Raw genomic sequence first — 23853 nt, forward strand, 5'->3', positions numbered from 1 at the left:
GGTGTAGGGTCGGTCTATTTAAGACGGGTCTGATTGATAAGCGCCAAGGCCCGGAGCAGGCTCGGATTTTCCCTCGGTCTGGAGGATCGGAGCATGCTTGTAATGGGACGCGAAGTCGGCGAGGTGATCACCATCGGCGACAACATCCGCATCAAGGTGATGGCCGTCGAAGGCGGGGTGGTGCGCTTCGGTATCAGCGCACCGCGCCAAGTGGCGGTGCACCGGGCGGAAATCCACAAGCGCATCAAGGATCAGGCGCTCGAACAGGAGCCGGCGTCCGGTCACTCGGCCTGATCGAGCAGCTCGGCGGGCACGTCGTGGCGTGCGAGCAACTGGCACTGCTGGCTTTCCATATCGAAGAGAATGAACGCCTGGCCTTTGGCCAAGGCCTGACGCACCCGTAGTACACGGGTCTCCAGTGGCGTGTCGTCGCCATTGTCGGTGCCGTCACGGGTGACGAAATCTTCGATCAAGCGGGTGAGGGTGTCGGCTTCGAGTTGATCGTAGGGAATGAGCATGGTCGCTGTCGGCTGGAAAGGAGATGGCTGCATGCTACTGGAAAGTTGCATGTCGCAGTAATCGGGGGGTGATGCGAACAGGGTCGAGGCCGCCCCTGCAGGGGCGGCCCGGTTCGCCTGGGATCAGAGTTTGTTGCCGAGCAAGCTGTCCACAGCAGGTACTGGAGTGTCGCTGCCCATCTGCGTGTCGTGCTCCAGTTGATGACTGAAACGCTCGAGAGAGGCATTGGCCGGCTGCGAATCGCTGGCGAACACCGGTGGGCTCAGCAGGTAGGCTGACAGCAGCCGGGTCAGCGCCGCCAGGCTGTCGATGTGGGTGCGTTCGTAGCCATGGGTTGCATCGCAGCCGAAGGCGACCAGCGCGGTACGGATGTCGTGCCCGGCGATCACGGCCGAATGGGCATCGCTGAAATAGTAGCGGAACAGGTCGCGGCGCACGGGCAACTCGTTGTCCCCGGCCAGCTTCAATAGGTGGCGCGACAGGTGATAGTCGTAGGGCCCGGACGAATCCTGCATGGCCACGCTCACCGCATGCTCGCTGGACGCTTGCCCCGGCGCTACCGGCGCGATATCGATACCGACGAACTCGCTGACATCCCAAGGCAAGGCGCCCGCGGCGCCCGAACCGGTCTCTTCGGTGATGGTGAACAGCGGGTGGCAGTCGATCAGTGGCTGCTGGCCGCTTTCCACCACCGCCTTGAGTGCCGCTAGCAATGCTGCGACGCCGGCCTTGTCGTCCAGATGACGGGCGCTGATATGGCCACTGTCGGTGAACTCCGGCAGCGGATCGAACGCGACGAAGTCGCCGATACCGATACCCAACGCCTCGCAATCGGCGCGAGTGGTGCAGTAGGCGTCCAAGCGCACTTCGACGTGCTCCCAACTGACAGGCATCTGGTCGATCGCGGTATTGAAGGCGTGCCCGCTGGCCATCAAGGGCAGCACGCTGCCGCGAAACACGCCGGTGTCGGTGAATACGCTGACCCGGCTGCCTTCGGCGAAGCGGCTGGACCAGTGGCCGACTGCCGAGAGTGCCAGGCGGCCGTTGTCCTGCACTTGGCGCACGCTGGCGCCGATGGTGTCCAGGTGCGCGGACACGGCGCGGTCGGGCGAGCTCTGGCGACCTTTGAGGGTGGCGCGGATGGTGCCGCGGCGGGTCAGCTCGAACGGAATGCCCAGTTCGTCCAGGCGTTCGGCGACGTAGCGCACGATGGTGTCGGTGAACCCGGTGGGGCTGGGAATGGCGAGCATCTCCAGCAGGACTTTCTTCAGGTAGTCCAGGTCAGGTTCGGGGAGGCGTTCGGACATGGGTACTCCTTGGTGTGTGCGATCGGTTCAGCGCGGCTGAGGCGCAGCGGCCCGATGCCGCGGCTACACGTTGGGTGTAGCCGCGATGAACCGCCATTGATTCAGGTCAGGGCCTGACTGTGCGGGAATAGCAGATCCACAAATCGCTCCGCAGTGGGCTGTGGTTCGTGGTTGGCGAGCCCGGCGCGTTCGTTGGCCTCGATGATGACGTAGTCCGGCTGCTGTGCATCGCGGACCATGAAGTCCAGGCCCACGACCGGAATTTCCAGGGCTCGGGCGGCACGCACGGCCGCGTCTGCCAGCACCGGGTGCAGACGCTCGGTGACGTCCTCCAGCGTGCCACCGGTGTGCAGGTTGGCGGTGCGGCGCACTGCCAGGCGCTGCCCGGCCGGCAGCACATCGGCCAGGCCCAGGCCTGCCGCACGCACCGTGCGTTCGGTTTCCTCGTCCATGGGAATGCGGCTCTCGCCGCCGGTGGCGGCCTGACGCCTGCGGCTCTGCGCCTCGATCAGCGCCTGGATGCTTTGCGTCCCGTCGCCGATGATCTCGGCGGGATGGCGAATGGCTGCGGCCACCACCTCGAAACCGATCACCAGGATGCGCAGATCGAGTCCGGCGTGGAAGCTCTCCAACAGCACTCGGCTGTCGAACTGACGCGCCTGTTCGACGGCCTGGGAAACCTCGTCGAACGCGCGCAAGTCGACGGCCACGCCCTGGCCCTGCTCACCGTCCACCGGCTTGACCACGAGTGAGCCGTGCTCTTCGAGAAACGCCAGGTTGTCGTCGGCATTGCCTGCCAATTGCTGGGCGGGCACTTGCAGGCCCGCCGCGTGCAACACCTGGCGGGTCAGGCGTTTGTCCTGGCACAAGGTCATGGTCACCGCGCTGGTGAGGTCGCTCAGCGACTCGCGACAGCGCACCCGACGTCCACCCAGGCTCAGGGTGAACAGACCGGCGTTGGCGTCGTCTACCTGCACCTCGATGCCCCGGCGCAGTGCTTCGTTGACGATGATCTTGGCGTAGGGATTGAGCCCCACTTCAGGGCCTGGGCCGAGGAACAGCGCCTGGTTGATGCCGTTCTTGCGCTTGACGGCGAAGGTCGGCAGGTTGCGAAAGCCAAGCTTGTCGTAAAGCCGTTTGGCCTGGCGGTTGTCGTGCATCACCGACAAGTCCAGGTAGGCCAGGCCACGGCTCATGAAGTGCTCCACCAAGTGTCGCACCAGCACTTCGCCGACACCTGGGCGGCTGCACTGCGGTGAGACCGCCAGGCACCAGAGGCTGCTGCCGTGTTCAGGGTCGTCGAACGCCTTGCTGTGGTTCAGGCCCATGACGCTGCCGATCACCGCACCGGAGTCTTCGTCCTCGGCGATCCAGTACACCGGGCCGCCGAGATGGCGCGGGGTGAGCAGTTCGGGCACCACCGGCATCATGCCGCGCGCTTGATACAGCGCATTGATCGCTTGCCAGTCCGCGTCGTTCTGCGCCCGACGGATACGAAAGCCGCGAAACACACGCTGCGCCGGGCGGTAGTCGCTGAACCACAGGCGCAAGGTGTCGGACGGGTCGAGAAACAACTGCTGCGGCGCCTGGGCCAACAACTGGTGAGGCGCCGCGACGTACAGGGCGATGTCGCGCTCGCCGGCTTGCTCTTCCAGCAGCGCCTGGGCCAGTTGCGCCGGGTCCGGGTAGGTGTGGCCGATCAGCAGCCTGCCCCAACCGCAGTGCACGGCGCGTGGCTGATCGTGCGGTTCGCTGCCATCTCCAGCCAGACGCGCCTGCAGGCGCTCGTAGGAGGGCGCCTGACCGCGCAGCAAGCGCTGTTCATAGGCACTTTGGGGTTTCATCGGATCAGATTCCTTGTTCGCTGAGCCACAGGTTCAGGGCTGCCAACTGCCACAGCTTCGAGCCGCGCAGTGGTGTGAGCTGACCCTGGGGATTGCTCAGCAGGCGATCGAGCATCGCGGGGTTGAACAGGCCGCGATCCTGGCTCGAGTCGGTGAGCAGTTCGCGCACCCAGTTCAATGTGGCGCCGTCCAGGTGCTTGAGGCCGGGGACCGGGAAATAGCCCTTCTTGCGGTCGATCACTTCGTGCGGAATGACCCGCCGCGCGGCCTGCTTGAGCACCTGCTTACCGCCGTCCGGCAGCTTGAAGCGCGCTGGCACGCGTGCAGAGAGTTCCACCAGGCGGTAGTCGAGGAACGGCGTGCGCGCCTCAAGGCCCCAGGCCATGGTCATGTTGTCGACGCGCTTGACCGGGTCGTCGACCAGCATCACCGTGCTGTCCAGGCGCAAGGCCTTGTCCACCGCATCCGGTGCGCCCGGGCGGGCGAAATGCTCACGGACGAAATCGCCGGCCGCGTCGTTGTCCAGCAGCCAGGGCGCCTGCACCGTTTCGCGGTACTCGTCATGACTGCGGTCGAAGAAGGCATTGCGGTAGGCGCCGAAGGCGTTGCTGGCACCATCGACCTGGGGATACCAGTGATAGCCGGCGAACAGTTCGTCGGCGCCCTGGCCGCTCTGTACCACCTTGCAGTGCTTGGCCACTTCACGCGAGAGCAGGTAGAAGGCGATGCAGTCGTGGCTGACCATCGGCTCGCTCATGGCGCGGAAGGCGGCTGGCAGTTGATCGATGATCTCGTGCTCGGCAATGCGCAACTGGTGATGACGGGTGCCGTAGTGCCGGGCGATCAGGTCCGAATACTGGAATTCGTCGCCGCGCTCGCCGCCGGCGTCTTCGAAACCGATGGAGAAGGTCGACAGATCCTCTACGCCCACTTCGCGTAGCAGGCCGACCAGCAAGCTTGAATCGACACCGCCGGAGAGCAGCACGCCGACATCGACTGCGGCGCGCTGGCGAATGGCGACCGCTTCGCGGGTGGCATCCAATACGCGGGTGGTCCAGCCTTCAAGGTCGAGTTCGCGTTCATCGGGCTTGGGGCCGTACTGCAGTTGCCACCAGGTCTGGCGCTCTACCTCGCCGTGCCGGTCGACGCGCATCCAAGTGCCCGGTTCGAGCTTCTGCACGTTGGCCAGGAGGGTGCGCGGTGCTGGGACCACGGCGTGGAAATTCAGGTAGTGGTTGAGGGCCACTGGATCGAGCATCGGATCGATGTCGCCACCTTTGAGCAGCGCGGGCAGCGTCGAGGCGAAGCGCAGGCGCTCGCCGTTGCGCGACAGGTACAGCGGTTTGACGCCCAGGCGATCCCGGGCCAGGAACAGGCGCTGGTTGTCGCGCTCCCAGATGGCCAGGGCGAACATGCCGTTGAGCTTGGGCAGCAGCGCTGCGCCCCAGGCGTGGTAGCCCTTGAGCAGCACCTCGGTGTCGCCATCGGACCAGAAGCTGTAACCCAGGTCCTGCAGTTCCTGGCGCAGTTCAGGGAAGTTGTAGATGGCGCCGTTGAACGCCATCGACAGCCCCAGGGTATTGTCGACCATGGGCTGCGCCGAGCCGTCGGACAGGTCCATGATCTTCAGTCGTCGGTGACCGAGGGCGATAGGCCCCTGACTGTGGAAGCCCCAGGCATCGGGGCCACGGGGCGCCAGATGGTGGGTGATGCGCTCCACCGCGGCGAGGTCCGCCGGGCGAGGGGCTTGGTCGAGGGGGGTGAAACGCAACTCTCCTGCTAATCCGCACATACAGCGTAGGCCCTTTGAGTTTCGGCACTCTTGGCGCTACTGGCTTTTAGCTCGTACCACTTTTGTACCACTTTCCAACATTTTCAGCTTCTCGAGCTCGGCCCAGTCGTTGGGTGAACTGATCCACTTGGCATAGGTGGAGAGCAGCACCTGCACGCTGTGCCCGAGTTGCGCGGCGATGAATGCCGGGTTCATGCCGGCCATCAGGCACATGGTCGCGTACGTGTGGCGCGTGTCGTACATCCTGCGGCGCTTGATACCGAGTTTCCGCAGGGTCGCCAGCCAGTAGCGTTTTTGACTCGTCTCGGAGCGGATGTACATCTCCGAGCGGTCTCCCGTCCCACTGGGCGCGAACACGTAATCTGAACGAGCCTCGGTGAGCGGTCTGGCTTTTTCGAGCGCATGCATGGCCCGATCGTTCAACAGAACTTTCCTCGAGCGCTTCGTTTTGGTGCGATCTTGGATCACGCCGCGTATCTGGATGCGGCACACATGGGCAGTCCTGGTCCGTCGCTCAACCTCGCTCCAGCGCAGAGCCATCACCTCTCCCGGGCGCATGCCGGTGTAGAAGCAGAATTCAAAATATGCGGCGTAGATCACCGTCAGACCGCTCGTCGATTCGTACAGATGGTCAATGATCGAATCGGCTTCTTCCTTGGTAAACGGGTCGACCTCCCGCTTTGGAACTTTCGCACCTGGGATCGACAGTGCCGGGTTCCGTACGACCAGTTCGTCAGCCACCGCCTGCTGGAAGATTGAGACAAGAAGGCCAACCACGCCCTTGCGCCGGACTGGGGAAGTCCACTCGATGTCATTCATGATCTTGCGCAGCTTGACCGATGTGATCGTGTCGATGGGCATCTCGGCCAGGTAGGGAATCCAATAGACCTGGAGGGCGGACCTGTAATTCTTCCGGGTTCCCTCAACGATCTGCAGGCTGTTGAGCCAGTCCTGCGCATAGTCGAAGAAGATCGGCGCCGTCTGCTCGACAACTGCAACGCTACGAGTGTTCGGGAACAGCTCGACGTACTTGTCTGGGGTCAGCGCGCCGAGCTTATCCAGCCCTCTTACTTGAGCACGTAGACTCGCTGCTGCTGCGATCCCTTTCGCTGTCTGAGGGAGGGGGAGCGTCTCGCAGCAACGCTTCTTGTTCCAGGTGAACCTGATTCGGATAGAGCGCCCGACAAGCTCGACTCCGGCCGGCAGGTCCACAGGCTTTCGATCCATTCGTCATATCTCCGTTTGCTGTACATGATCCTGCCGTTGATCTTCATCCACACCCAGTTGGGGATGATGCCCTTCTCCCGCTTGCGCTGTAGCGCCTTCGCAGTACACCCCACCAACTCGCCCATCCGTTTTTCGGTGACCTTGTCTTGCGCGTGGTCGTCGGGCAGATTCTCTGCTGCTGCCATCGCTACTCCTCCTGATGCGTCAGGTTCTGGTTGTCACGCCGTTCTGTTGCGTCAGCATCCTTGGCAATGGCCGAGTCGATGGCCGAATCAGTGGTGTCACGCTCAACCTGCTCCATCTCGACACCCTCGGCTAGAAGCCAAGGGTTGTAGTCGCCGAAGATGAAGTCGACGCCGCACCGCTCGCGCAGCCACCGATACCGCTCGGCATCCTTGCGCAAAGCCGCCAGGTCAGACTGATCCTCACGCCAGGCTACGAAGTCGGCCGGCCTGCGCCGCTGTCGCTGGGCGTTGACCGTCCGCAACACTGCAACCACCACTGATTCGATCCTGGCTACCTGCCAGACCTCCAGCTGATCGACGGGCGTCTCGGCATAGTTGCTGGCGCGGTGGACTTCCTCGAAGGCGGCCCGGCAGTCTCCATTCCAGAAATGGCCCTCGGCGCTCTTGGCGCGCTGGCGCCAGTACGCGGCCCGCTCAAGCAGCGTTTCAAATTCGGCCAGCAGGGCCAGGATATTTGCTGGGTTCGCGGCCGCAATGAAGGCGGCATTGGCGCGGCACTCAGCATCCGTCTTAACCCGGCAATTGGCGAATGCCTGGGCAATCATCCCGCTGCTCTTGTGAGCCACGTAGGCGTACAGGAGGTGGCCGTGCTGATTGATGTGCTCGCCGTCAGTCACCCACTGGCCGCCAGTAGCGGCTTGAGCCAGCGCCCTCAGCTTGTCTCGATCAATGCTCATGACACGCTCCACCGGCGGTTGAAATCGTTCATCGCGCGGTCAGCCACCGCCACCGCAGCATCGTGGCTCGCCCCGCGCGCCAGAGAGGCGGCGTAGCACCGGCTCCAGTGTTGGCACCTCAATTCGTTAATGGTCACGTTCTGTCCTCCCAGTCCCAGCTCAGCTTCGGGTCAATCGGCGGGTGCGCCTGCAGGGTGTGCAGGTCCAGCAGCGTGAAGTGGCCGTCCATCCAGCCGCCTGTGTCGATGTGGTAGACGTTGCCCAGCAACGCCGGACGCCGGACAGGGGTGTGCCCCACCACCACTGCGCGCACGCCGCCGACACCGTGGTGCTGCTCGTGGGTGATCCGGCTGCGCGACCACTGCACGGCCTCCTCGACATTGCGCATGCCCGGCATGCAGCCATCAGCCCAGGACTGGAGCATCTGCCAGGTTGGGAATGGGCAGTCGGCATGCACGATCCCGACTAGGCCTTGGGGCGTCATCACCTCGATGATCAGCGGCAGGTCGGCCAGCAGCTCGACATAGCACGCCTGCTCCACGGAGGATCTGGCATAGAGCCAGGCCCCGCCGTTGGAGAGGTGCACGTCACCGATGCGGCCGGACGGATCGAACCGATAAGCCTCGATCGCCATCTGCTCATGATTACCGCGCACGGCGTGGAAGCATGGCTTGGCCAGCCAGGTATCCACCTGATCAGACTCGGGCCCGCGATCCACCAGGTCGCCTACAGAGAACAGCCGATCAGCAGCAGGATCGAAGCTGACCGCGTCCAAGGCGCGCTGCAGGCGGGTGAAGTGGCCGTGAATGTCGCCCACGGCGAAGTCTCGGCCGGCGGTGTTGATGGGGAACCGCTGCAAAATACTCACGACAGCACCCCCGTGGCCTTTGCTGCCGCTGCGACGATGAAGAACGACACGAAGAAAACGGACGCTGCCAGCATGGGGTGCATGCTGTAGATCAGCGCGTAGAGCTGGAAGCACGTGCTGGGTAGGCTGATCCACCAGTACTGCATGATCCGCTGTGCGGCATCGCCAGTGACCATGCCGCCCAGCACGCCTAACCAGGCCATGATGTTGAAGGCCATCACGACGTAGAACGCAAACTGGTGGAGCTGGGCGCCGCCGAACAGTAATGACAGACTGATGATGGCGCTGATGCCTGTGGAGATCAGGGTCTGGATCATGGTCGACCCCCCGCCAGCGCCGCCAGCTCAGCCACCAGCGCCTCGGTGCGCCCGTAGAACCTCCCGGCGTCCTCGTTCACGAAGCGCTCGAGCACGGTGGCCACGGCGTGCTGGTTGGCCAGTCCGCGCAGATCTGCCTCGGTGGTAGGCGTGTCTGTCGATGGCGCGTGTACGAAGGAATCCTGACTGATCAGCAGGGTGCGCACCGGCCTGATACCCTTGACCCGACTCACCCAGTTCGTCTCAGGCGTGCACCAGGGCAGCATGGCCATGTACCAGGCCGTGGCCGAGTTTGCCTTCTGGCTGCTGGTCCAGTAGTCGTGTGCGCAGACAAAGGCCTGCGCGGCGTCCTTGTCCAGGTACAGGCCTGACCGGCCCCAGTCGTCAAGCTGGAGCAGGTTACAGCGCAGCACTTGCAGTTCCTCGATCGACGGGATGTGCCAGCCCCAGGTGCCACGGATATTCATGTCCAGCACCTTGCGGGCGATGGCGCTGCCCTCGGCGGCCATGGCTTGAGTGTTGGCCATCCCGTCGAATCGCGATGTGGCGCCACGGATGCGCGGGCGCGGGCCTTCTTCCTGCCACCAGTGGGCGGCAACCTCGAACTCCCGGCCTGCATCGATAACCGCATGCTCGGCGCCGTCGAAGAAGATCCGTCCGGCGAAGAAGCCGCCGCCCAGGGGTTGGCCCACGGCGGGGAGGGCGGCGGGGTTGATTGATCGGCGCTTCATTTGAGAATGTCCTCGACTGGTACAAACTTTCCGGTTCGACGCTTGATGTCATTGCGCTTGGCGATAGCGAGCAAGTGGCACTGGTGGCAACAAGCGTCCGGTGCTGCAGCCTTGATCGCCTTGGCCGTTCTGAGGCCATAAGTTCCGCATGTGCATCGCACCACCCAGCGAGCGGGCACTTCTGCGGATATCCCGACAACAGTGAGCCTGCCGAGCTTTACGCCTTTCAGATCCGTGAAGCAGGGCTGGCAGGCTTCCGCCCTGGAAACCGCTCTAGTTGGCAAAGGTAGGAACGAGTTGACGGCTCCGTCACTCATCTTGAACTCGTAGCTGTCAGCAGCTCCGACGACGATCGCTGCCAAACGATTTACGGGACGCTCGTGTCCGGGCTTCATTACAGCCCCCGGAAGTGGTCAGCCAGCACCCGGCGCCCGTCCAGGCCGCACGCGGCGGACAGAGCGGCGACCTGGCCGAAAGTGGTTTCGCGATGCTGGAGGGCATCCCACAGTTGCAACAGCAGGGATGCGCGGCTCACGGCTGCTGCTCCTGCTGGGACTGCCCACAGATGAAGTTCCGGATCGCGCAGTCAATGCGCTGATCAAGGTCTTCGCCAACGCGAGCCGTGCCGATACCGCCAGCTCTGTCGTACACAGCAGGGGTGAATCCGCTGCCGGTAGTCAGGGCCTGATCACGAAGCCACTGGTACCGGCGCGCATCTGCAGCCATGCGGACGTGCTCGTCGATCCCGATAGCCTTGCGGAATGCCGGCTCGCCCTTCTCGGCCATGTAGAACATGGCGTCGTTGATGTCGCTGAATTTCAGATCGCCCTCGACCACAACGTGTCGTAGCGCGACCGATAGAAAGTCCAGCACCTGCTTGTCGGTCCAGGGCTCGTACAGCAGAGCCTCGCTCGATTTCCCGGCCTGGGCGTGCTCAAGCTCCTGCTGCAGATCTCCGTCGCTGGCGCCAGCGATCACCGCCAGGCCGCGCCCGATGTACACGTGAGCGCCCAGCTTGGCGAACGGCAGGATGTGTTCCAGGGTGCCGCCCTCGGCCGGACGCAGCACCAGCGTGATGCGGTCAGGCTGCGTCATGGTTGACCCCCTTGGCTTCGGCTGCCTGAGTCAGCGCGTCGAGCAGGGCGTTTGCACGCTGGCCACGATCCAGGTATTCACGAATCGCGATGACGATCAGGCCGTTCATCGAGCGCTCATCGGCTGCCGCAGTTGCTGCAACTTGGTCGCGCATCCCGTCGGGTAGCCGGACGACGAATTTATCGGCAGTGCGGCTGTCGTGTTCAAAGGCCATGGGACACCTCCAACGGGTTGGCTGCCATGCTCTGCACCACCGGCTGCTCCAAGGCTTCCAGGCGAAGCGCGGTATCGATCTCGCGATCCAGTTCTTCAGTGCAGAACCACTTATTCCCCCGTACGACCAGCAGGTCGTGGTCAGGATCTTCAAGGCGCTCGCGATCACGCAGGTAACGGTACCGGCGCGCGTCGTTGGCCAGGCTGACGTGGTCGTCGATGTCGAACGCTGGCGCCTCCTGTGCAGTGCCTTCGGCAACACGGCGCTGGTGAATCTCCTCGCGATCAACGACCACGCCGGCAGGAGCGGCGATGCCAAGGCGGACCTGATGGCCGTTTACGGCTGACACCATCACGCGGATGTTGCCGGCGATGACGACTGCCTTTCCGACGTTGCGTGTGAGCATAAGCATGTGAATCTCCCTATTTCAGGCAAGCCGGGGGCCTGCCGAGTAACTTGGCTTTCGAGTGAAGTTGCGGTGTTAGCTGAGTTTTACTTAATTATTCGACCAATAACTTCAGGCTTTCGCTGAACTGTTGTCGTGTTTCCGTTGTTTTCATGAACTTCGAGTGACGGCCTCTCGATGGTAACCATTCCATCTTGCGTAACTCGATAGGCGGGGATGCCGTGCAAAGGACCGCCAGGCTTCGACATGGCGCCAAAGAAAGATCCTGGGTTTTTTGCAATATAGTCACTGAGGACTTCCATGTAGCACCAGAATAATGGGCCATCTTTCCACTCGCGCTCCTTCCTGCCGCTGAGCTGCTCTGCGCTATCTTCAAGCCCCTCAAAGTGGGCTATTGATACAAGAGCATTGGAGTGTCCGTCATGATCTGCCTTGATGCCTCCCCTGTGAACTGGGTTCACGTTGAGCAAGTCGCAAATGCCCTCAAACCCATAAGCCCTTTCAATTTCAGGCCCTGAGCCTGCGAGCCATTTCCCGATCGGCAGAAGAATTGCTTCGCATCGATCGTGTGATTCACGATCTCGATCCTTGAGAGCATCTACTTTCGCTTTAGTGAACGGCAATCCTTTCTCAGCTTGCCTTATCTCTACGCGGTATTGTTCGCGCTCACCGTCTCTGACTTGAGCCGCGTGTCGTGAGAGGCGCCTACAAGTAGTCAGCGTATCGCGGAGAGACAAGTTGTTTCCGCTAAAAATCTCAAGTAAACGTTTTTCGTACTTGGCAGATATTTTCATATCGTACTCCCGGCACAACATCAAACATTCATGGAGCCTTGAATAGGCAGTGCTGCCGTATCTTTAATCAAAGCCAGAACCGACGGCTTCCAGCGAACACTGAACACGCTCTGCCCCGTAGTCGTGTGAACTTTTCCGGTGTCATTCATGACGCCGTGCTCCCTGCCTGACTCAGTCAACTCCCACTCCTTGCTCTTTCCGCCAAGGTCAACATGTTCTTGCAGGCCCATTTCCTCGAGCTTCTTATTTAGAGCGCGAGGGTTCCAAGAACCTTTGAGCTTGGCGCACAGCTCGCTCGGGGTGTAGGTTCGTTCGTTATCCTCAGTGGCGATCGAAGTGACGCCTATCATGCGCAGCGGCGAGCAGCCCATCTCGCGTTGAACAAGACGGTCAGCAGCGAAGGTCGCCTGATTGCCAGACAGTCCGGCCAGCTTGGCGATTTTCAGCCCTGCCCGGAAACCGCGCTCGGCGGCAGTGAGGCGCTTGTCTGGGGTGTCGGCGGTGGCGCGTGAATTCGGGCCGGGCAGTGCTGGCGCAGCGTGTTCTTCCAGCGCTGTCATGCGGTCATAGACCCGGGCTTGCAGCTCGTACGAGTAGCTCATCGCCAGCAAGCAAGACTCCCGCTTTGGGAGGATGTAGCACGGATTTTTCTTCCCGTTGCTGGCGGTGTAGTAGCCGGAAAAATTTCCTGCTACTTCCTTGCCCAGAACTTCGGGCACTTTCTTCAAGAAATCACCATGCTCAAGCTTGGCAAAGCCTTCGGACGGAAACTTCTGCCCGGCAGCTTCGGCCTTCTCCTTGCGAAATGCATTGATCACTTCAACCAGCTCGACGCTGGTCATTGTTGCCTGGGTAGTCAAGTTCATCTGGTGGAGCTCCACAAAATTGAGGTTGTGCGAATCCGTTCGCTATTGCTCAGGCTTGGTCACCGCACAGCCACCTCAGAATCAAAGTGGCTGTACGCTGTTGTCAGCCCTCGCCGCGCCGTAGCCCGCCACGCCTTAACACGCCGTACCCGACCGCTGCTCGCCTAGCCAAATGATGCATTCGCACCGGACAACCCCCTCATCGAAGGCGCTCGCCGCTGCTACGCCACCAGTTGCTGCTCGATCCGCCGCGCCGCAACGCGAAGCTCGACCCGCTTTTCGCCGCCGCCTCGGCGCACCCGAAGCGCAACGTCATCACCGATCATCGAATGCAGAGCCAGCACCAGGGTCATGGTCGCCGCCACAGGGCTGATGATCTGGCGTCGGAATGCTTCGAGAACCAAGCCGCGCATGGTTTTGGCGCCCAGTTTCAGGCGTGCCGCCTCCAAGCGCTTTTCAACGGTCTTCGGAGCAATCCCCATCACCTGGGCAACCTGCTTAACGGTCAGGTCAGCTGCCGCAAGTAAGGTGGCCTCCAGCTCACGCGGAGCCAAGCCCATGTCGAGGCGTCCGGTCCAGCCGCTGGAGGTGATGGTGTTGGCGGTCATTGAGAAGCTCCATGCTCAGGAAGGATGGAGATCAGACTACAAACAGAATTTGTATTTTGCAAATGATATTTGTAATTCGGATCAAAAAAAACCAGGCAATGCCTGGCTTTTCTTTGACGGCTACCACAAAACAGATGACCAGAAGACCCTGCCGATTATCGTGATGTCCTTATCAACCATGTCCTGGAGGGTGTACTCCTCATCTGGATACTCTTCTCGGTTGAAGCTTCGCAAACGTATACCCCCATCCGGTAAGCGATACAGTGTCTTGATCCGAAGGTGTCCATTTTGATTGAGGGCGTAAATCTTACCATCACGCACAACGGTTGATCCGGTGTCGATGCCCACAGTGCTCCCATCAGGGAGCACTGGCGCCATGCTGTCGCCATGAACCGAAACGCACACCGCTTGCTCGAATTGCACTCCCTGATTCCGTAGAGTCAGCTTCCCGAAGCGGATCTTCCTCTTGGACGAAAGCTCTACAGCAGTCCTACCTGAGCCTGCCGAAAGCTCCACCTCACGCAAGAAAGGTACTTCGACCTCATCATCCTCAAGAGGGGTTTCATCGTCCCAGGGCGACAGCTTCCCTGCCATGCTGGCTTCGTGAGCCGGGCTGGTTTTTTCAAGCATTTCCCTAATAAGGCTCAAGGTCCTGCTGCCACCGCCCGAGCCGCCTCCAGTTTCGATGGTGGCTCCGATGAGGAGCTCGGGTGAAACGCCAATCGCTTGGGCGATATCTGCAAGCATGTGCGCCCGCGGTTTAGAGCGCCCCGACTCCCATGCCTGCACGGATTGAGGAGTGATGCCTAAACGGCGCGCCAGCTCGGACTGGTTGATGCCGGCGGCTTTTCTCCCCGATGAGATGAGTTCAGCGACTGTTTTCATGGCTCAAGAATACAACCTCATGTTGTAGGTTTCATTGCAAATATTGTTTGTAAATTGAAAATTACGGCTGTAGTCTCTCGGGTAATGTCACAAGACCGTGAGAAATCTCATGAACATCCAGGTCATGGCTTCGGTGATCAAAGCAGTGGGTAGTCAAACCGCTCTTGCGAAGATTCTGAAGTGCACCCCACAAAACGTTCAGCGCATGTGCGCGACCGGCCACGTACCCCCCAAGCATGTCTTGCGCATTGAGTCAGCATCTGGCGTATCTCGCACCCTTCTTCGTCCCGATCTGTACCCGGAGGCTGCCCCGACCCTGAACCAAAGCTTACTTCGGTATGAGCTTGAGGGGCAGCCGGGCAATCCCTCTGTAAATTTATCCAGTACCGGAGGTGCGCAGTGAGTAACGTAGTTCATCTCGACTTCGAAGGGCGCCAGGTCGATCTCAGCGCTGACGGCTGGCTGAACGCCACGAAAATCGCCAAGCAGTTCGGCAAGGAGCCTACCGCCTGGCTTCGTCAAATCGAAACCCTCGAATACCTCTGCATCATGGGAGATGCCCTCGGGGTCAATTCTGTCACTCTGACAGAATTCAATGAAATCAAAGAGTTAGACGCATCTAAATCCTGGGTTCGCTCCAAGATCCTCGCTCTCACGAAAAGGACCGGCCTCGTGATGACCAAGGCTGGCGGCAGTGGCGGAACATGGTTGCATCCGAAAATCAGGGTTTATTTCGGTCGCTGGATCAGCACCAAGTTCGCTGTTTGGTGCGACACGAAAATTGAGGCTCTGTTGAGCGGCGCTCCGTCGAAGCTGGATCGACTCAATCGCGCTTGCAAGATCTTCGACGACCGCGAATCTCTCGCCAGCATCTACGGGCGCGGCCTTTGTGAGTGGAAGCGCGACAAGCCGATGCTTGCTAGGCGACATCGAGCGTGAGCTTGATTCGCTGCAAATGGTGCTCGGTCTGAACAACCCAAATCAACCTCGCCTGAAGGCCTCCTGATGACGGCCTCGGCATCCCAGTTTTTGTTGTCCGGCTAAATCGCAGGCAACAAAAAACCCGCTGCCAGGCGGGTCCTTTAACCAGTCCCCTGCAAGGGACTTTTTGAATCTTCGTTCTGTAGGAGGACGAGATGCACCCGAAAAATACCACCGCGCCAGCACTGGCGCAACTGCCAACCTTAAACAAGATGGAGTTCGGCGACCCGGACTTGCAGGGGATCAGGCTGTTTGTCATCAAGGAAGGTGTCGACCTGGTCGAGGGTTTGCGTTTTGCAGCTGACCTTGGCGATGGCGTCCACCAACTGGCTAATCGACTGGCCGCGTCCATCAACGATGGTGAATTGGCATATCTCTCTGAGGTTCGCGCCCTGGCGTTCTTGGGGGAGGTTGCAAGTACGCTAACTCGCGCAAGCCAGTATGCGCTGCAAAAGATGGGTGAGCAGCCATGACTACCCAGCCAATGACCATGTCCCACGAGTTCCACACCCAGCAGCTTCATTCGGTATTCGAGGCAGTGGGCGGCATTCCCGTTCACGAATCTCTGGATGCTGCAACTGACCGCCTCGAGGCAGTTGTCGCCGGCCTGCGCGAGCTGATGCAGGAGCCGGCAGTGACGCAGCTCGCCACGTTGACATTTTTCGCTGCCGAATCTGCCCTCGCCTTGGTGTACAGCGCCCACGCCGGTGTTGATCCCGAGCAGGGAGGTGCAGCATGACCCTCGACCTCTGTGGTACCCAGCACCTGGTAGCGCGCGACGCCTTGGATCAACTGGCCGCCGCCGTGCAGACCATCCTGCAACTTGAGGCTCTGCTAAAAGCAGCCCGACCCACAGTGAGCGATCACACTGCGGCGGCTCGCTTGGTCGATCTTGGCATCTACGCAGCGGCTGATCAGGCCAACGGTTTCGACTGCGCACGGGAGGATCTTCAGCAGCGCCTGTCGGAGTGCGCGCCACAAAAGCCTGCCACTGCAAAACGTGGCGCGGGAGGTGCGGCATGAAGAACTCACCCGCTATCGCCAGGCTTTCCCTCGACCTTGCAGCGATGGTCCGCCGCCATATCAACGTCCCCGAACCCACTGCGACTGGCGGAGATCTGCCGTCGCTGGTCGGCGCCTACTGGAAGGTGAGCGGGATCATCGATGCTCCAGAGGATGGGGCGCGTACCCGCCGCCATCCTCTCAACCAAGCTCAGTTGATCGACCTCGAGCACATTTCGATGGCGATCTACCGCCAGGTTATGGCGCTCACCGGCATGAGCGTCAATCCCGCCTGGCGCTGTGTCATGTCCGCCATCCGCATCGAAGAAATGGGCGGCGATATCACCACCGCTGAAGCGCAGCGTGAAGTCCAGGAGCTGCTGTCCTGGGTCGTCGGCTGCGATTTCCGTGAGCAAATCATTCAAGAGCGCTGGATGGTGCTCGAAGGAGCAACTGCATGAGCATCGTCAAATTCCAAGGCGGCGATGCCGTCACCATGACCAGCCTGGAGTTGGTCGACTTCATCAACAGCCGCCGCTCCCCTGGTGACCCGGCGTTGGATCACGGCGACTTCCTCAAGAAGGTGCCAAAAGTGCTTGGCGCATGTGCCGGAAGTTTTTCCACCACATATCAAGTCCCTGGTCCTCGCGGCGGCTATCGATCTGCGCCTTGCTATCGCTTCCCGAAGCGCGAGTCTTGCCTCATGGCCATGTCGTACAGCTACGAGCTTCAGGCGGCTGTCTTCGACTATATGACCGAGCTCGAGCAGAAGCTTGCCAAGTCGCCTACTGACGTAATGGCCGCTCTTTCCGACCCGGCCGTGCTCAAGGGTTTGCTGCTGGAAAACGTCGAGAAACGCCTGGCGCTGGAAGGCGATAACAGGGAGCTGTCCAGCGAAAACCTACTGCTGGAGCAGAAGGTGGCTGCAGATGCCCCAAAGGTCGAGTTTCATGATCAGGTGGTGGTTTCCCACAACGTCATGTATGTGCGCGAAGTAGCCCAGGCAATAGGCACCGGGCAGAACCGCTTGTTCGATTTCCTCAAGCAAAAGCGCTGGGTTGACCGGTACGGCCAGCCCTATCAGGCCAAGATCGAGGCAGGGTACCTGGTCGCATCCGCAAGCTCCTACAAAGACCCTGACACAGACGAGCGGCGCACGAAGTTCACCTGCCGAGTAACGGGTAAAGGCTTCGCCAAGATCCAGGCATTGTGGGCAAGCCGTGATGCAGATCTGCTGGGGGATTCCCAATGAGCAATGTCCTCAATTTCCCTCGGCCCGAGGCCGCTGTGCACATCAACGACGAGACCATGAGCCTGCTGACGAGCGATCAGCTCATTTACCGGATCTGGGACCTGCTTGAAAGCACCGTTGATTTCATCGGCAATCCGAACGACCCGACGTCAGGAGACCACTGGCATTTCAACCATCAGGAAGCCTTCTGTAACGCGCTTGAGGCGCAGATTTGCGCTCGAGTTCTTGTCAGGCGAATGATCGGTGCAGAGCCCCGTGAGATTCAGATGGCGATCACTCGCCGCATATTCCAAAAGCTCGGTATCCCGAGCGAAGGAGGTGAGGCATGACGACCTCACTGAAAGCCGAGCGCCAGGTCTCCCACGATCTGGCCTACTTCGAGCAGTTCGACAATCTCACGCTGGCCGCCATGGCGTTCAACCTGACCGACGAGAGCTACGATCTGTTGACCCATACGCAGGATCAGCGCCTGGACGATGACACGGCCTGGAATCTTTCTGTATCCATCGCGAACTCGAACATGGCCCTTCGCGTCCTGGTGGTGAGGCTGAGCAGTAGCGCTGCCGAAGCGCTGTCCGCTGGTATCTACCCTTTGCCAGGGGAGACTCTTCAATGACCCCGACCCCAAACCCCGCCCAGGCGCTCCAGCAGCGCGCTGGGGCAACGATCGTCGCCGGGCCCTGGCCTACCTACATCCAGTTCAAAGGCTTTCCAGAGCGCGAGCGCTGGACGCTTTACGAACTAGCCAAGGCTGGGCGCCAGGCCATGGAAGACAAGGGCTTCGAGATGGCCGAAAGCTACGACCAGTTTGTCCGGCGGGTGACCGCCGAGTTGGAGATTTGAACAATGAGTAGCACTTACGGGTTCATCTACATCATGGGCAGCGAAGCTATGCCGGGAGTCTACAAGGTCGGTATGACCGCCCACTCGCCGTGCCGGCGTGCTGTGGAGCTTTCGCGGGGAACCGGCGTACCGTCTGAGTACCGCGTGCTCTTCTACGGCGAGCATGAGAGCGCGCTGGCTTGGGAGCAGTCGGTACACGCCAATCTTGCTGATCGTCGCGTATCGGAGAATCGCGAGTTCTTTCTGGGGCCGCTGATCGACATCATCCGTGCCGTAGAGGGTGACGGAGAGCTCATCTCGAGCTGGGATTCGGATGAAGCAAAAGAGGCCCGAAACCCTGGCTGCATGTGGCGGAGCCGTCCGCTGTGGTTCGAGCAGAGCCTTCATAGCCCAGGCTACATCGAGCGGGCTCGGAGGCAGCGGTCATGAGCATCCAATCCATGGTCTGGGCGTTGGAGCAGCAAGAGGTCAAAGAGCCCACCTCCCGGCACGTCCTTTTGTGTCTGGCCAACTATGCCGGCCCTGATGGCCGTGGCGCGTTTCCTTCGGCGCAGACGCTGGCTATCGACACGGGCCTGTCGGAGCGCACCGTGCGTTACAAGCTAGATGCCTTGGAATCCGCTGGGTTGATTCGGCGTGGGAATCAGGCTATCGCGGCCGCCCACATTGACCGCCATGACCGGCGCCCGGTTGTGTATGACATGGTGGAAAAACGGGGTGCACCAACTGCACCCCGAGACAATGAGAATGCAGAGCGGGGTGCAAATGAAGTAGCAACGGGGTGCAGCTCACAACAGAACGGGGTGCAAATGAAGACAGAACGGGGTGCAGCAGCTGCACCCAATCCGTCATATAACCGTCAATTAACCGTTAATAAACCAATAGGCGAGAAAACGCCTAGCCAGAAGGGTAGCAAATCAAAGTTCGACCCACTGACTGCTAAGCCCGCCAATGCATCCGATCAAGCATGGTCTGACTTCTGCGAAATGCGCAAAGCCAAGCGGGCGCCACTGACGCTTCGCGCTTGTGAGCTGATCGCCAAAAAGCTGGCCAACCATCCCGAGCCCGACGCAGTACTGGACAAGTCCACCACCAACAGCTGGTCGGATATCTATCCGGAGTCTGTCCTGCCTGGCGCTGGCGCAAGAGGGGGTAAGCCTTCGAGGCTCAACGACCTCCCCCAGCACACCCCGGATATGTATCAGGAGGCCCAAGATGGTCGAGCAAATTTCTGACCTGTTCCACCGCGCCCCAGCTAAGCGCATCTTCGCGGGTGTGTGCCCTGTCCACGGCGATGTCGACATGAGCGAAGTTGAGCAGGTCGACGGCTCGATGCTGCCGCGTGGCTGCAAACGATGCGCCTGGGAGGCCCTGCATATGGCTCCTCGCGATTCCCAGCAGCATGCCCAGGCCAGCGCCCAGCGCAAGGCTGAGAACGCCACAGCCGCGCTTATCGCCGCTGGTATCACTCCGCGCTTCGCCGAGGCGACGTTCGAGAGTTACATCGCCGAAACCGAAGCGCAGCGAAAGGCCCTGGCCAGGTGCCGCGTGTATGCCGAACAGTTTCCGGACCACTTCCGGGCCGGCCGCTCACTGCTGCTGACTGGCAATGTTGGGTGCGGCAAGACCCACCTGGCCAGTGCGATCGTGCGCACCGTGGTGGCGGACCAGTGCCGCGCACTGATCGTCCCGGCGAGCGAGATCATCAGCATTGCCCGCGCCTCGATGGTGCCCGGATCTGGATACACCGACCGCGATGTTGTGTTGCACCTGGGCGGCCTGGACTTGCTGGTGATCGACGAGGTTGGTTGCCAGAAGGGCAGCGACTACGAACTGGGGCTGCTGCACGCCATCATCGATCGTCGTTACCAGGCCGTGCTGCCGACGGTGCTTATCAGCAACCTGAGCGTTGAGGGCCTGAAGGCCTACATCGGCGACCGCGCCCTGGATCGCCTGCGGCAGAACGGCGGCATGGCCGTTGGCTTCACATGGTCCTCGATGAGGGCTGTGGCATGAGGGAGCTATTCAGTGACGAAGCCGAGCACGGCGTTCTCGGGGCTGTCCTGCAGGCCGGCCTGCAGCGAGACACAGGATTGGTCGAGGACATTCTGGGGCAGATCACCTCGGGCGACTTCTACCGCGACGACAACGCCGCGCTGTTCGACGCCATGGTTGAGTGCAACGACAGGTCCATTCCCATTGATCCGATAACCGTGGGGAATGTGCGCCGCACGCTGCCCAGCGGTGACCTTGTGATCGCCTACGCTGCAGAGCTGGCCAGCAAGGTGCCGTCGGCGGCGAACTGGAAGGCCTACGCCAAGCACGTCAAGGAGTGGGGCGTGATCCGGCACATCATCGATATCGGTGGCCAGGCGCGCGGCATGGTCGAGCAAGGCGCCCCAACCGCCGAGGTGATCGCCGCCGCCCAGCAGGCCATGGCAGATCTGAGAGACCTTCACAGTGGAGGGGGAAGCTACAAGCGCATGAGCGAGGTTCTGCCGGTCGTGCTCGAGCACATGCAGGACGTTCTCGACGACAAGATCCCGGCAAAGATGTCCACCGGGCTTGCCGACCTGGACAAGCTGGTGGACTACCTGGCGCCCAAGTCGATGGTCGTGATCGGGGGCCGCCCTGCCTCGGGGAAAACAATGCTTGGGCTGCAGGTGCTCCAGCATATCGCTACTCGGGGCAATGGGGTGGGCCTGGCTGTCAGCTTGGAAATGCCGAGCGAGCAATTGACCCTTCGTGCTATCGCCTCCCTCGGCGGCGTGGACCTCAAACGGTTGCGAGACGTCAAGGACTTGGACGAGGACGAGTGGAGCAGGGTGGGCGCTGCATCTGGAGCGATCAAGCAAGCTGAGCTGTACCTCATTGACCGTCCGGGGATGACGATGCCTGAGATCAGGGCCGAGGCCAGATCTTTGATGCGCGAGAAGGGGCTCGACGTGCTGCTGATCGACTACCTGCAGATTATCGGTTCTGACATTCGCGCAGCGAGCCGGACCGAAGCCGTTGCCCGCAACTCAACGGCGGTCATGAACCTGAGTCGTGAGTTGGGGATACCCGTCATCGCACTGGCCCAGGTCAATCGCGGCCCATCGAGCCGGCCCAACAAGAAGCCGCAGGCCAGTGACCTCAAGGACAGCGGGCAGATTGAGCAGGATGCTGATGTGATTGTTCTGGTCCATCACGACCCCGAGTCTGAGGCCGGCCAGCAGGGCGTCACAGAGCTGATCGTCGACAAAAACCGCCACGGCCGCACAGGGACGTGCTTGGTTCACCGGCAAGGCCAATACAGCCGGTTCGCAAACTTCCGAGGAGCCCCCCAAGCGACGATGAGGTCGAGATGGGGCGGGGAAGCTATGCCCAGCGCTACAAGGGGAACAACCATGAATCTCTCTGATATCTGGCCGCGCCTTGGCGCTGGCAAATCTGCAGCACCAGTCGTATCGGTCAAGGTGACCAAGCGTGCTGGTGCTGAGCAGCCTGTTGCCACTGGCAACACCCCGGCACCCAGCAGCGCCCCGCGCGGGCCGGTCGAACTCCCCGCCACCCTGGCCGAGTGCAAGGTGCTGGAGGAGGTGCTGTGCCGCGATGCCATTCGCCTGGAGTGCCAGATCGGCCAGGCCAAGGGTAAGGCGGTAGCGGAAGGCAAGTATGCCGACCCCTTCTGGTATCACCGGGCCAAGGCGGCGCTCAAGCACATCAACCGCGACCGCCAGCGCCTGATGCAGCACATGAAGGCGCTGCGGGTGGAGGCTCGACGTAACTGCCCAGCGTGGCAGGCCCGCGACAAGGCCATTCTGCGCGAACTCAACGCCCGGGTGCCCAAGGAGGTATTTGACGAGTGCGTGCGCGTGGTGGATGAAGACCTGGAGGTGCAGCGATGAACCCGTTGAAGCTAATCGCCAGGCTGCTGGCGCCCGTGCACGAGCCCGCTGGCTACCAGCCGCTTGTATCTGATGGTGTCGCGATTCTGCCGCCAGGCGCAGCGATGGCCAAGGCCACTGCCTACCCCGAGGCCGGGCGCATCGCCGCCTCACTGCGCGACTTCCCAGGCGACTGGGGCTGGCGCCACAAGGGCTATGAGCTGGAGCACGCGCCGACCGGTTTCGTGATGTGGGTAGCCAACGAATCGTGGGGCCTCGCCGAGGTGTCGAGCGGCCACAAGTCCAAGTTCAAGGAGGACGAGCAGGCGATCATCTGGCCTGCTGTCGAGGCCTGGCTGGCCGCGCACAAGGTCGGCTTCACCGGCCGGCTGCCCAAGGTGAAGATCTGGCGCTACGCAGGCACCTGGCGCTGCATGTCCGAGCAGCACCCGTGGGCTGGTGCTGGCGATACCCCGGAGGCGGCATATCGCTCCTGGGCCAGGGCCGTATCGGTGGAGGCGCGCACCGACCAGCGCCCTGGTGAAATTCTGCACGTATGGAGTGCCGCACAATGAGCAAGGTAACTGCGGCGCTGCCGCGCAAAGTCCTCCAGGAGCATGAGCGCCAGTTCCTGAAGATCGCCGGCCAGCATCTGGCCGAGGAAAAGCTGGGTGGCGCTGCGGCCATGGCCTGCCTGCTCGACATGGTCGCCAGCTGGCACGCAACGCGGGTCAATGTCGAGTTCGGCGAGTACTGCAAGCGCTGGGTGCTGGAGGGTAACGCCAAGAGCAAGTTGGCAGACAGACTGCTGCGCGACCTGCTGGGCCTCGACGACAACCCACCACCACGCCGCATTCGGAGAGCTGCATGACGGTCTATCGTGACGCCGAACACGGCGTAGTCAGGGCGATGACGCTCGACGCAATTTCGCTGCACAAGGGCCAAGCGTGGCAGGGCAAGTACCAGCCCCCTGGCGCGCAGGCGGGGAAGGGTGACAACCCGTGCCCTCTGGATCGCTTTGACCAGCTCACACAGGACGCCATGACCCGTTCCTTGCTGCACAGGGTGCTTTCCCCGCTGCACTGGAACATGCTGGAGGCGTTCTACAAGGTCGACACCAGCAAGTCTTTGCAGCAGGAAAGAGCGCTCGCCATCCAGTATGTGGCCAGGGCGGCGCCGGGCAAGGCGCATTGGCTGTTCCGGCAGAAGTGCGTTACAGCCTGGGCCGTCACCAACTTGCCAGCGGGTTTCATGGTTCTCCATACCTGGGACAATCTCGACTCGCCCACCCCTGAGAAAACGCTGTACCGATGGAGGTCCGATATCAGGCGCTGGCTCAAGCAGGAATTGGACGCTGCATTCGCTTCGGCAGCGGTGATTCTCGACGAAGCCGGCCTCATTGCAGAAGCCGCTTGACTTGGTGAGAAAATGAGAATTTAATTCACCACATTGCGGTTCTGTGTCTTGTTGATGAGAACCCCTAAAGCCCTGGCCTTTCAGCCGGGGCTTTT

35 protein-coding genes are annotated in these 23853 nt (G+C 61.3%); 18 read left to right on the plus strand and 17 right to left on the minus strand.

Annotated features, from left to right (window positions below):
* The first annotated feature begins 93 nt into the window (after nucleotides 1–93).
* Nucleotides 94–294, plus strand: coding sequence for a carbon storage regulator CsrA (gene csrA, locus GKC70_RS07035; protein WP_029611960.1), 201 nt, complete (start codon nucleotides 94–96; stop codon nucleotides 292–294).
* Here csrA and GKC70_RS07040 read toward each other — a convergent pair.
* The 17 genes from GKC70_RS07040 to GKC70_RS07120 form a co-directional block, all read right to left on the minus strand.
* Nucleotides 282–518 (minus strand): YheU family protein, encoded by a 237-nt coding sequence (locus GKC70_RS07040; RefSeq protein WP_029611959.1) that lies wholly within the window; start codon nucleotides 516–518, stop codon nucleotides 282–284. The genes csrA and GKC70_RS07040 overlap by 13 nt on opposite strands.
* 123 nt (nucleotides 519–641) lie before the next feature.
* Nucleotides 642–1826, minus strand: coding sequence for an osmoprotectant NAGGN system M42 family peptidase (locus tag GKC70_RS07045; RefSeq protein ID WP_342650873.1), 1185 nt, complete (start codon nucleotides 1824–1826; stop codon nucleotides 642–644).
* A 101-nt stretch (nucleotides 1827–1927) separates the two neighbouring features.
* On the minus strand, nucleotides 1928–3670 hold the full coding sequence (gene ngg, locus GKC70_RS07050) for an N-acetylglutaminylglutamine synthetase (RefSeq protein ID WP_342650874.1): 1743 nt from the start codon (nucleotides 3668–3670) through the stop codon (nucleotides 1928–1930).
* A gap of 4 nt (nucleotides 3671–3674) precedes the next feature.
* Nucleotides 3675–5462, minus strand: coding sequence for an N-acetylglutaminylglutamine amidotransferase (locus tag GKC70_RS07055; RefSeq protein WP_342650875.1), 1788 nt, complete (start codon nucleotides 5460–5462; stop codon nucleotides 3675–3677).
* Between the two features lie 36 nt (nucleotides 5463–5498).
* Nucleotides 5499–6689, minus strand: coding sequence for a tyrosine-type recombinase/integrase (locus GKC70_RS07060; protein WP_342650876.1), 1191 nt, complete (start codon nucleotides 6687–6689; stop codon nucleotides 5499–5501).
* Between the two features lie 187 nt (nucleotides 6690–6876).
* Entirely contained in the window at nucleotides 6877–7611 is a 735-nt protein-coding gene (locus tag GKC70_RS07065; RefSeq protein ID WP_342650877.1) for an ead/Ea22-like family protein, read from the minus strand.
* Between the two features lie 133 nt (nucleotides 7612–7744).
* Complete coding sequence (locus tag GKC70_RS07070; RefSeq protein WP_342650878.1) at nucleotides 7745–8479, minus strand: metallophosphoesterase; 735 nt, start codon at nucleotides 8477–8479, stop codon at nucleotides 7745–7747.
* Nucleotides 8476–8796 carry a hypothetical protein gene (locus GKC70_RS07075; RefSeq protein WP_342650879.1) on the minus strand — a complete coding sequence of 107 codons (321 nt, stop codon included), beginning with the start codon at nucleotides 8794–8796 and terminating at the stop codon, nucleotides 8476–8478. Before GKC70_RS07075 ends, GKC70_RS07070 begins: the two co-directional genes overlap by 4 nt.
* Nucleotides 8793–9527 carry a hypothetical protein gene (locus tag GKC70_RS07080; RefSeq protein WP_342650880.1) on the minus strand — a complete coding sequence of 245 codons (735 nt, stop codon included), beginning with the start codon at nucleotides 9525–9527 and terminating at the stop codon, nucleotides 8793–8795. The genes GKC70_RS07075 and GKC70_RS07080 overlap by 4 nt, the downstream gene beginning before the upstream one ends.
* A gap of 394 nt (nucleotides 9528–9921) precedes the next feature.
* Complete coding sequence (locus tag GKC70_RS07085) at nucleotides 9922–10062, minus strand: hypothetical protein (protein ID WP_342650881.1); 141 nt, start codon at nucleotides 10060–10062, stop codon at nucleotides 9922–9924.
* Nucleotides 10059–10622, minus strand: a complete 564-nt coding sequence (locus tag GKC70_RS07090) for a hypothetical protein (protein WP_342650882.1) — start codon at nucleotides 10620–10622, stop codon at nucleotides 10059–10061. The genes GKC70_RS07085 and GKC70_RS07090 overlap by 4 nt, the downstream gene beginning before the upstream one ends.
* Nucleotides 10609–10836, minus strand: coding sequence for an Arc family DNA-binding protein (locus tag GKC70_RS07095; RefSeq protein ID WP_342650883.1), 228 nt, complete (start codon nucleotides 10834–10836; stop codon nucleotides 10609–10611). Before GKC70_RS07095 ends, GKC70_RS07090 begins: the two co-directional genes overlap by 14 nt.
* The gene (locus GKC70_RS07100) at nucleotides 10826–11248 is read right to left on the minus strand and encodes a carbon storage regulator (protein ID WP_342650884.1); all 423 of its coding nucleotides are present in this window, start codon (nucleotides 11246–11248) and stop codon (nucleotides 10826–10828) included. The genes GKC70_RS07095 and GKC70_RS07100 overlap by 11 nt, the downstream gene beginning before the upstream one ends.
* An 80-nt stretch (nucleotides 11249–11328) precedes the next feature.
* Nucleotides 11329–12036, minus strand: coding sequence for a hypothetical protein (locus GKC70_RS07105; RefSeq protein WP_342650885.1), 708 nt, complete (start codon nucleotides 12034–12036; stop codon nucleotides 11329–11331).
* Nucleotides 12037–12056: 20 nt separating this feature from the next.
* Nucleotides 12057–12902 carry a hypothetical protein gene (locus tag GKC70_RS07110; protein ID WP_342650886.1) on the minus strand — a complete coding sequence of 282 codons (846 nt, stop codon included), beginning with the start codon at nucleotides 12900–12902 and terminating at the stop codon, nucleotides 12057–12059.
* Nucleotides 12903–13123: 221 nt separating this feature from the next.
* Nucleotides 13124–13510 carry a LuxR C-terminal-related transcriptional regulator gene (locus GKC70_RS07115; RefSeq protein WP_342650887.1) on the minus strand — a complete coding sequence of 129 codons (387 nt, stop codon included), beginning with the start codon at nucleotides 13508–13510 and terminating at the stop codon, nucleotides 13124–13126.
* A gap of 120 nt (nucleotides 13511–13630) precedes the next feature.
* Nucleotides 13631–14395 (minus strand): helix-turn-helix transcriptional regulator, encoded by a 765-nt coding sequence (locus tag GKC70_RS07120; RefSeq protein ID WP_342650888.1) that lies wholly within the window; start codon nucleotides 14393–14395, stop codon nucleotides 13631–13633.
* A gap of 124 nt (nucleotides 14396–14519) precedes the next feature.
* On the opposite strand from GKC70_RS07120, the gene GKC70_RS07125 reads away from it, so the two are divergent.
* From GKC70_RS07125 to GKC70_RS07205, 17 genes are all read left to right on the plus strand, one after another.
* A complete protein-coding gene (locus GKC70_RS07125; RefSeq protein WP_342651478.1) occupies nucleotides 14520–14798 on the plus strand; it encodes a YdaS family helix-turn-helix protein in 279 nt (92 codons plus the stop codon).
* Nucleotides 14795–15334 carry a KilA-N domain-containing protein gene (locus GKC70_RS07130; RefSeq protein WP_342650889.1) on the plus strand — a complete coding sequence of 180 codons (540 nt, stop codon included), beginning with the start codon at nucleotides 14795–14797 and terminating at the stop codon, nucleotides 15332–15334. Before GKC70_RS07125 ends, GKC70_RS07130 begins: the two co-directional genes overlap by 4 nt.
* A gap of 197 nt (nucleotides 15335–15531) precedes the next feature.
* Nucleotides 15532–15849, plus strand: coding sequence for a hypothetical protein (locus GKC70_RS07135; protein ID WP_342650890.1), 318 nt, complete (start codon nucleotides 15532–15534; stop codon nucleotides 15847–15849).
* 17 nt (nucleotides 15850–15866) lie between these two features.
* The gene (locus GKC70_RS07140) at nucleotides 15867–16115 is read left to right on the plus strand and encodes a hypothetical protein (protein WP_342650891.1); all 249 of its coding nucleotides are present in this window, start codon (nucleotides 15867–15869) and stop codon (nucleotides 16113–16115) included.
* A complete protein-coding gene (locus tag GKC70_RS07145; RefSeq protein ID WP_342650892.1) occupies nucleotides 16112–16399 on the plus strand; it encodes a hypothetical protein in 288 nt (95 codons plus the stop codon). The genes GKC70_RS07140 and GKC70_RS07145 overlap by 4 nt, the downstream gene beginning before the upstream one ends.
* Nucleotides 16396–16839, plus strand: coding sequence for a hypothetical protein (locus GKC70_RS07150; protein WP_342650893.1), 444 nt, complete (start codon nucleotides 16396–16398; stop codon nucleotides 16837–16839). The genes GKC70_RS07145 and GKC70_RS07150 overlap by 4 nt, the downstream gene beginning before the upstream one ends.
* On the plus strand, nucleotides 16836–17630 hold the full coding sequence (locus GKC70_RS07155) for a phage antirepressor KilAC domain-containing protein (protein WP_342650894.1): 795 nt from the start codon (nucleotides 16836–16838) through the stop codon (nucleotides 17628–17630). The genes GKC70_RS07150 and GKC70_RS07155 overlap by 4 nt, the downstream gene beginning before the upstream one ends.
* Entirely contained in the window at nucleotides 17627–17959 is a 333-nt protein-coding gene (locus tag GKC70_RS07160; protein ID WP_342650895.1) for a hypothetical protein, read from the plus strand. Before GKC70_RS07155 ends, GKC70_RS07160 begins: the two co-directional genes overlap by 4 nt.
* Nucleotides 17956–18246, plus strand: coding sequence for a hypothetical protein (locus tag GKC70_RS07165; RefSeq protein ID WP_342650896.1), 291 nt, complete (start codon nucleotides 17956–17958; stop codon nucleotides 18244–18246). Before GKC70_RS07160 ends, GKC70_RS07165 begins: the two co-directional genes overlap by 4 nt.
* On the plus strand, nucleotides 18243–18473 hold the full coding sequence (locus GKC70_RS07170) for a hypothetical protein (RefSeq protein WP_342650897.1): 231 nt from the start codon (nucleotides 18243–18245) through the stop codon (nucleotides 18471–18473). The genes GKC70_RS07165 and GKC70_RS07170 overlap by 4 nt, the downstream gene beginning before the upstream one ends.
* Before the next feature lie 3 nt (nucleotides 18474–18476).
* The gene (locus GKC70_RS07175; protein ID WP_342650898.1) at nucleotides 18477–18902 is read left to right on the plus strand and encodes a GIY-YIG nuclease family protein; all 426 of its coding nucleotides are present in this window, start codon (nucleotides 18477–18479) and stop codon (nucleotides 18900–18902) included.
* Complete coding sequence (locus GKC70_RS07180) at nucleotides 18899–19708, plus strand: helix-turn-helix domain-containing protein (protein WP_342650899.1); 810 nt, start codon at nucleotides 18899–18901, stop codon at nucleotides 19706–19708. Before GKC70_RS07175 ends, GKC70_RS07180 begins: the two co-directional genes overlap by 4 nt.
* On the plus strand, nucleotides 19689–20489 hold the full coding sequence (locus GKC70_RS07185; protein ID WP_342650900.1) for an ATP-binding protein: 801 nt from the start codon (nucleotides 19689–19691) through the stop codon (nucleotides 20487–20489). Before GKC70_RS07180 ends, GKC70_RS07185 begins: the two co-directional genes overlap by 20 nt.
* Nucleotides 20486–22363, plus strand: a complete 1878-nt coding sequence (locus tag GKC70_RS07190; protein WP_342650901.1) for a replicative DNA helicase — start codon at nucleotides 20486–20488, stop codon at nucleotides 22361–22363. The genes GKC70_RS07185 and GKC70_RS07190 overlap by 4 nt, the downstream gene beginning before the upstream one ends.
* Entirely contained in the window at nucleotides 22360–22917 is a 558-nt protein-coding gene (locus tag GKC70_RS07195; protein WP_342650902.1) for a hypothetical protein, read from the plus strand. The genes GKC70_RS07190 and GKC70_RS07195 overlap by 4 nt, the downstream gene beginning before the upstream one ends.
* On the plus strand, nucleotides 22914–23213 hold the full coding sequence (locus GKC70_RS07200) for a hypothetical protein (RefSeq protein WP_342650903.1): 300 nt from the start codon (nucleotides 22914–22916) through the stop codon (nucleotides 23211–23213). Before GKC70_RS07195 ends, GKC70_RS07200 begins: the two co-directional genes overlap by 4 nt.
* Nucleotides 23210–23758, plus strand: coding sequence for a hypothetical protein (locus GKC70_RS07205; RefSeq protein WP_342650904.1), 549 nt, complete (start codon nucleotides 23210–23212; stop codon nucleotides 23756–23758). The genes GKC70_RS07200 and GKC70_RS07205 overlap by 4 nt, the downstream gene beginning before the upstream one ends.
* The last annotated feature ends 95 nt before the right edge of the window (nucleotides 23759–23853 follow it).

It is taken from the genome of Pseudomonas sp. REB1044 (assembly GCF_038813925.1).
Taxonomy (GTDB): Bacteria; Pseudomonadota; Gammaproteobacteria; order Pseudomonadales; family Pseudomonadaceae; genus Aquipseudomonas; species Aquipseudomonas boreofloridensis.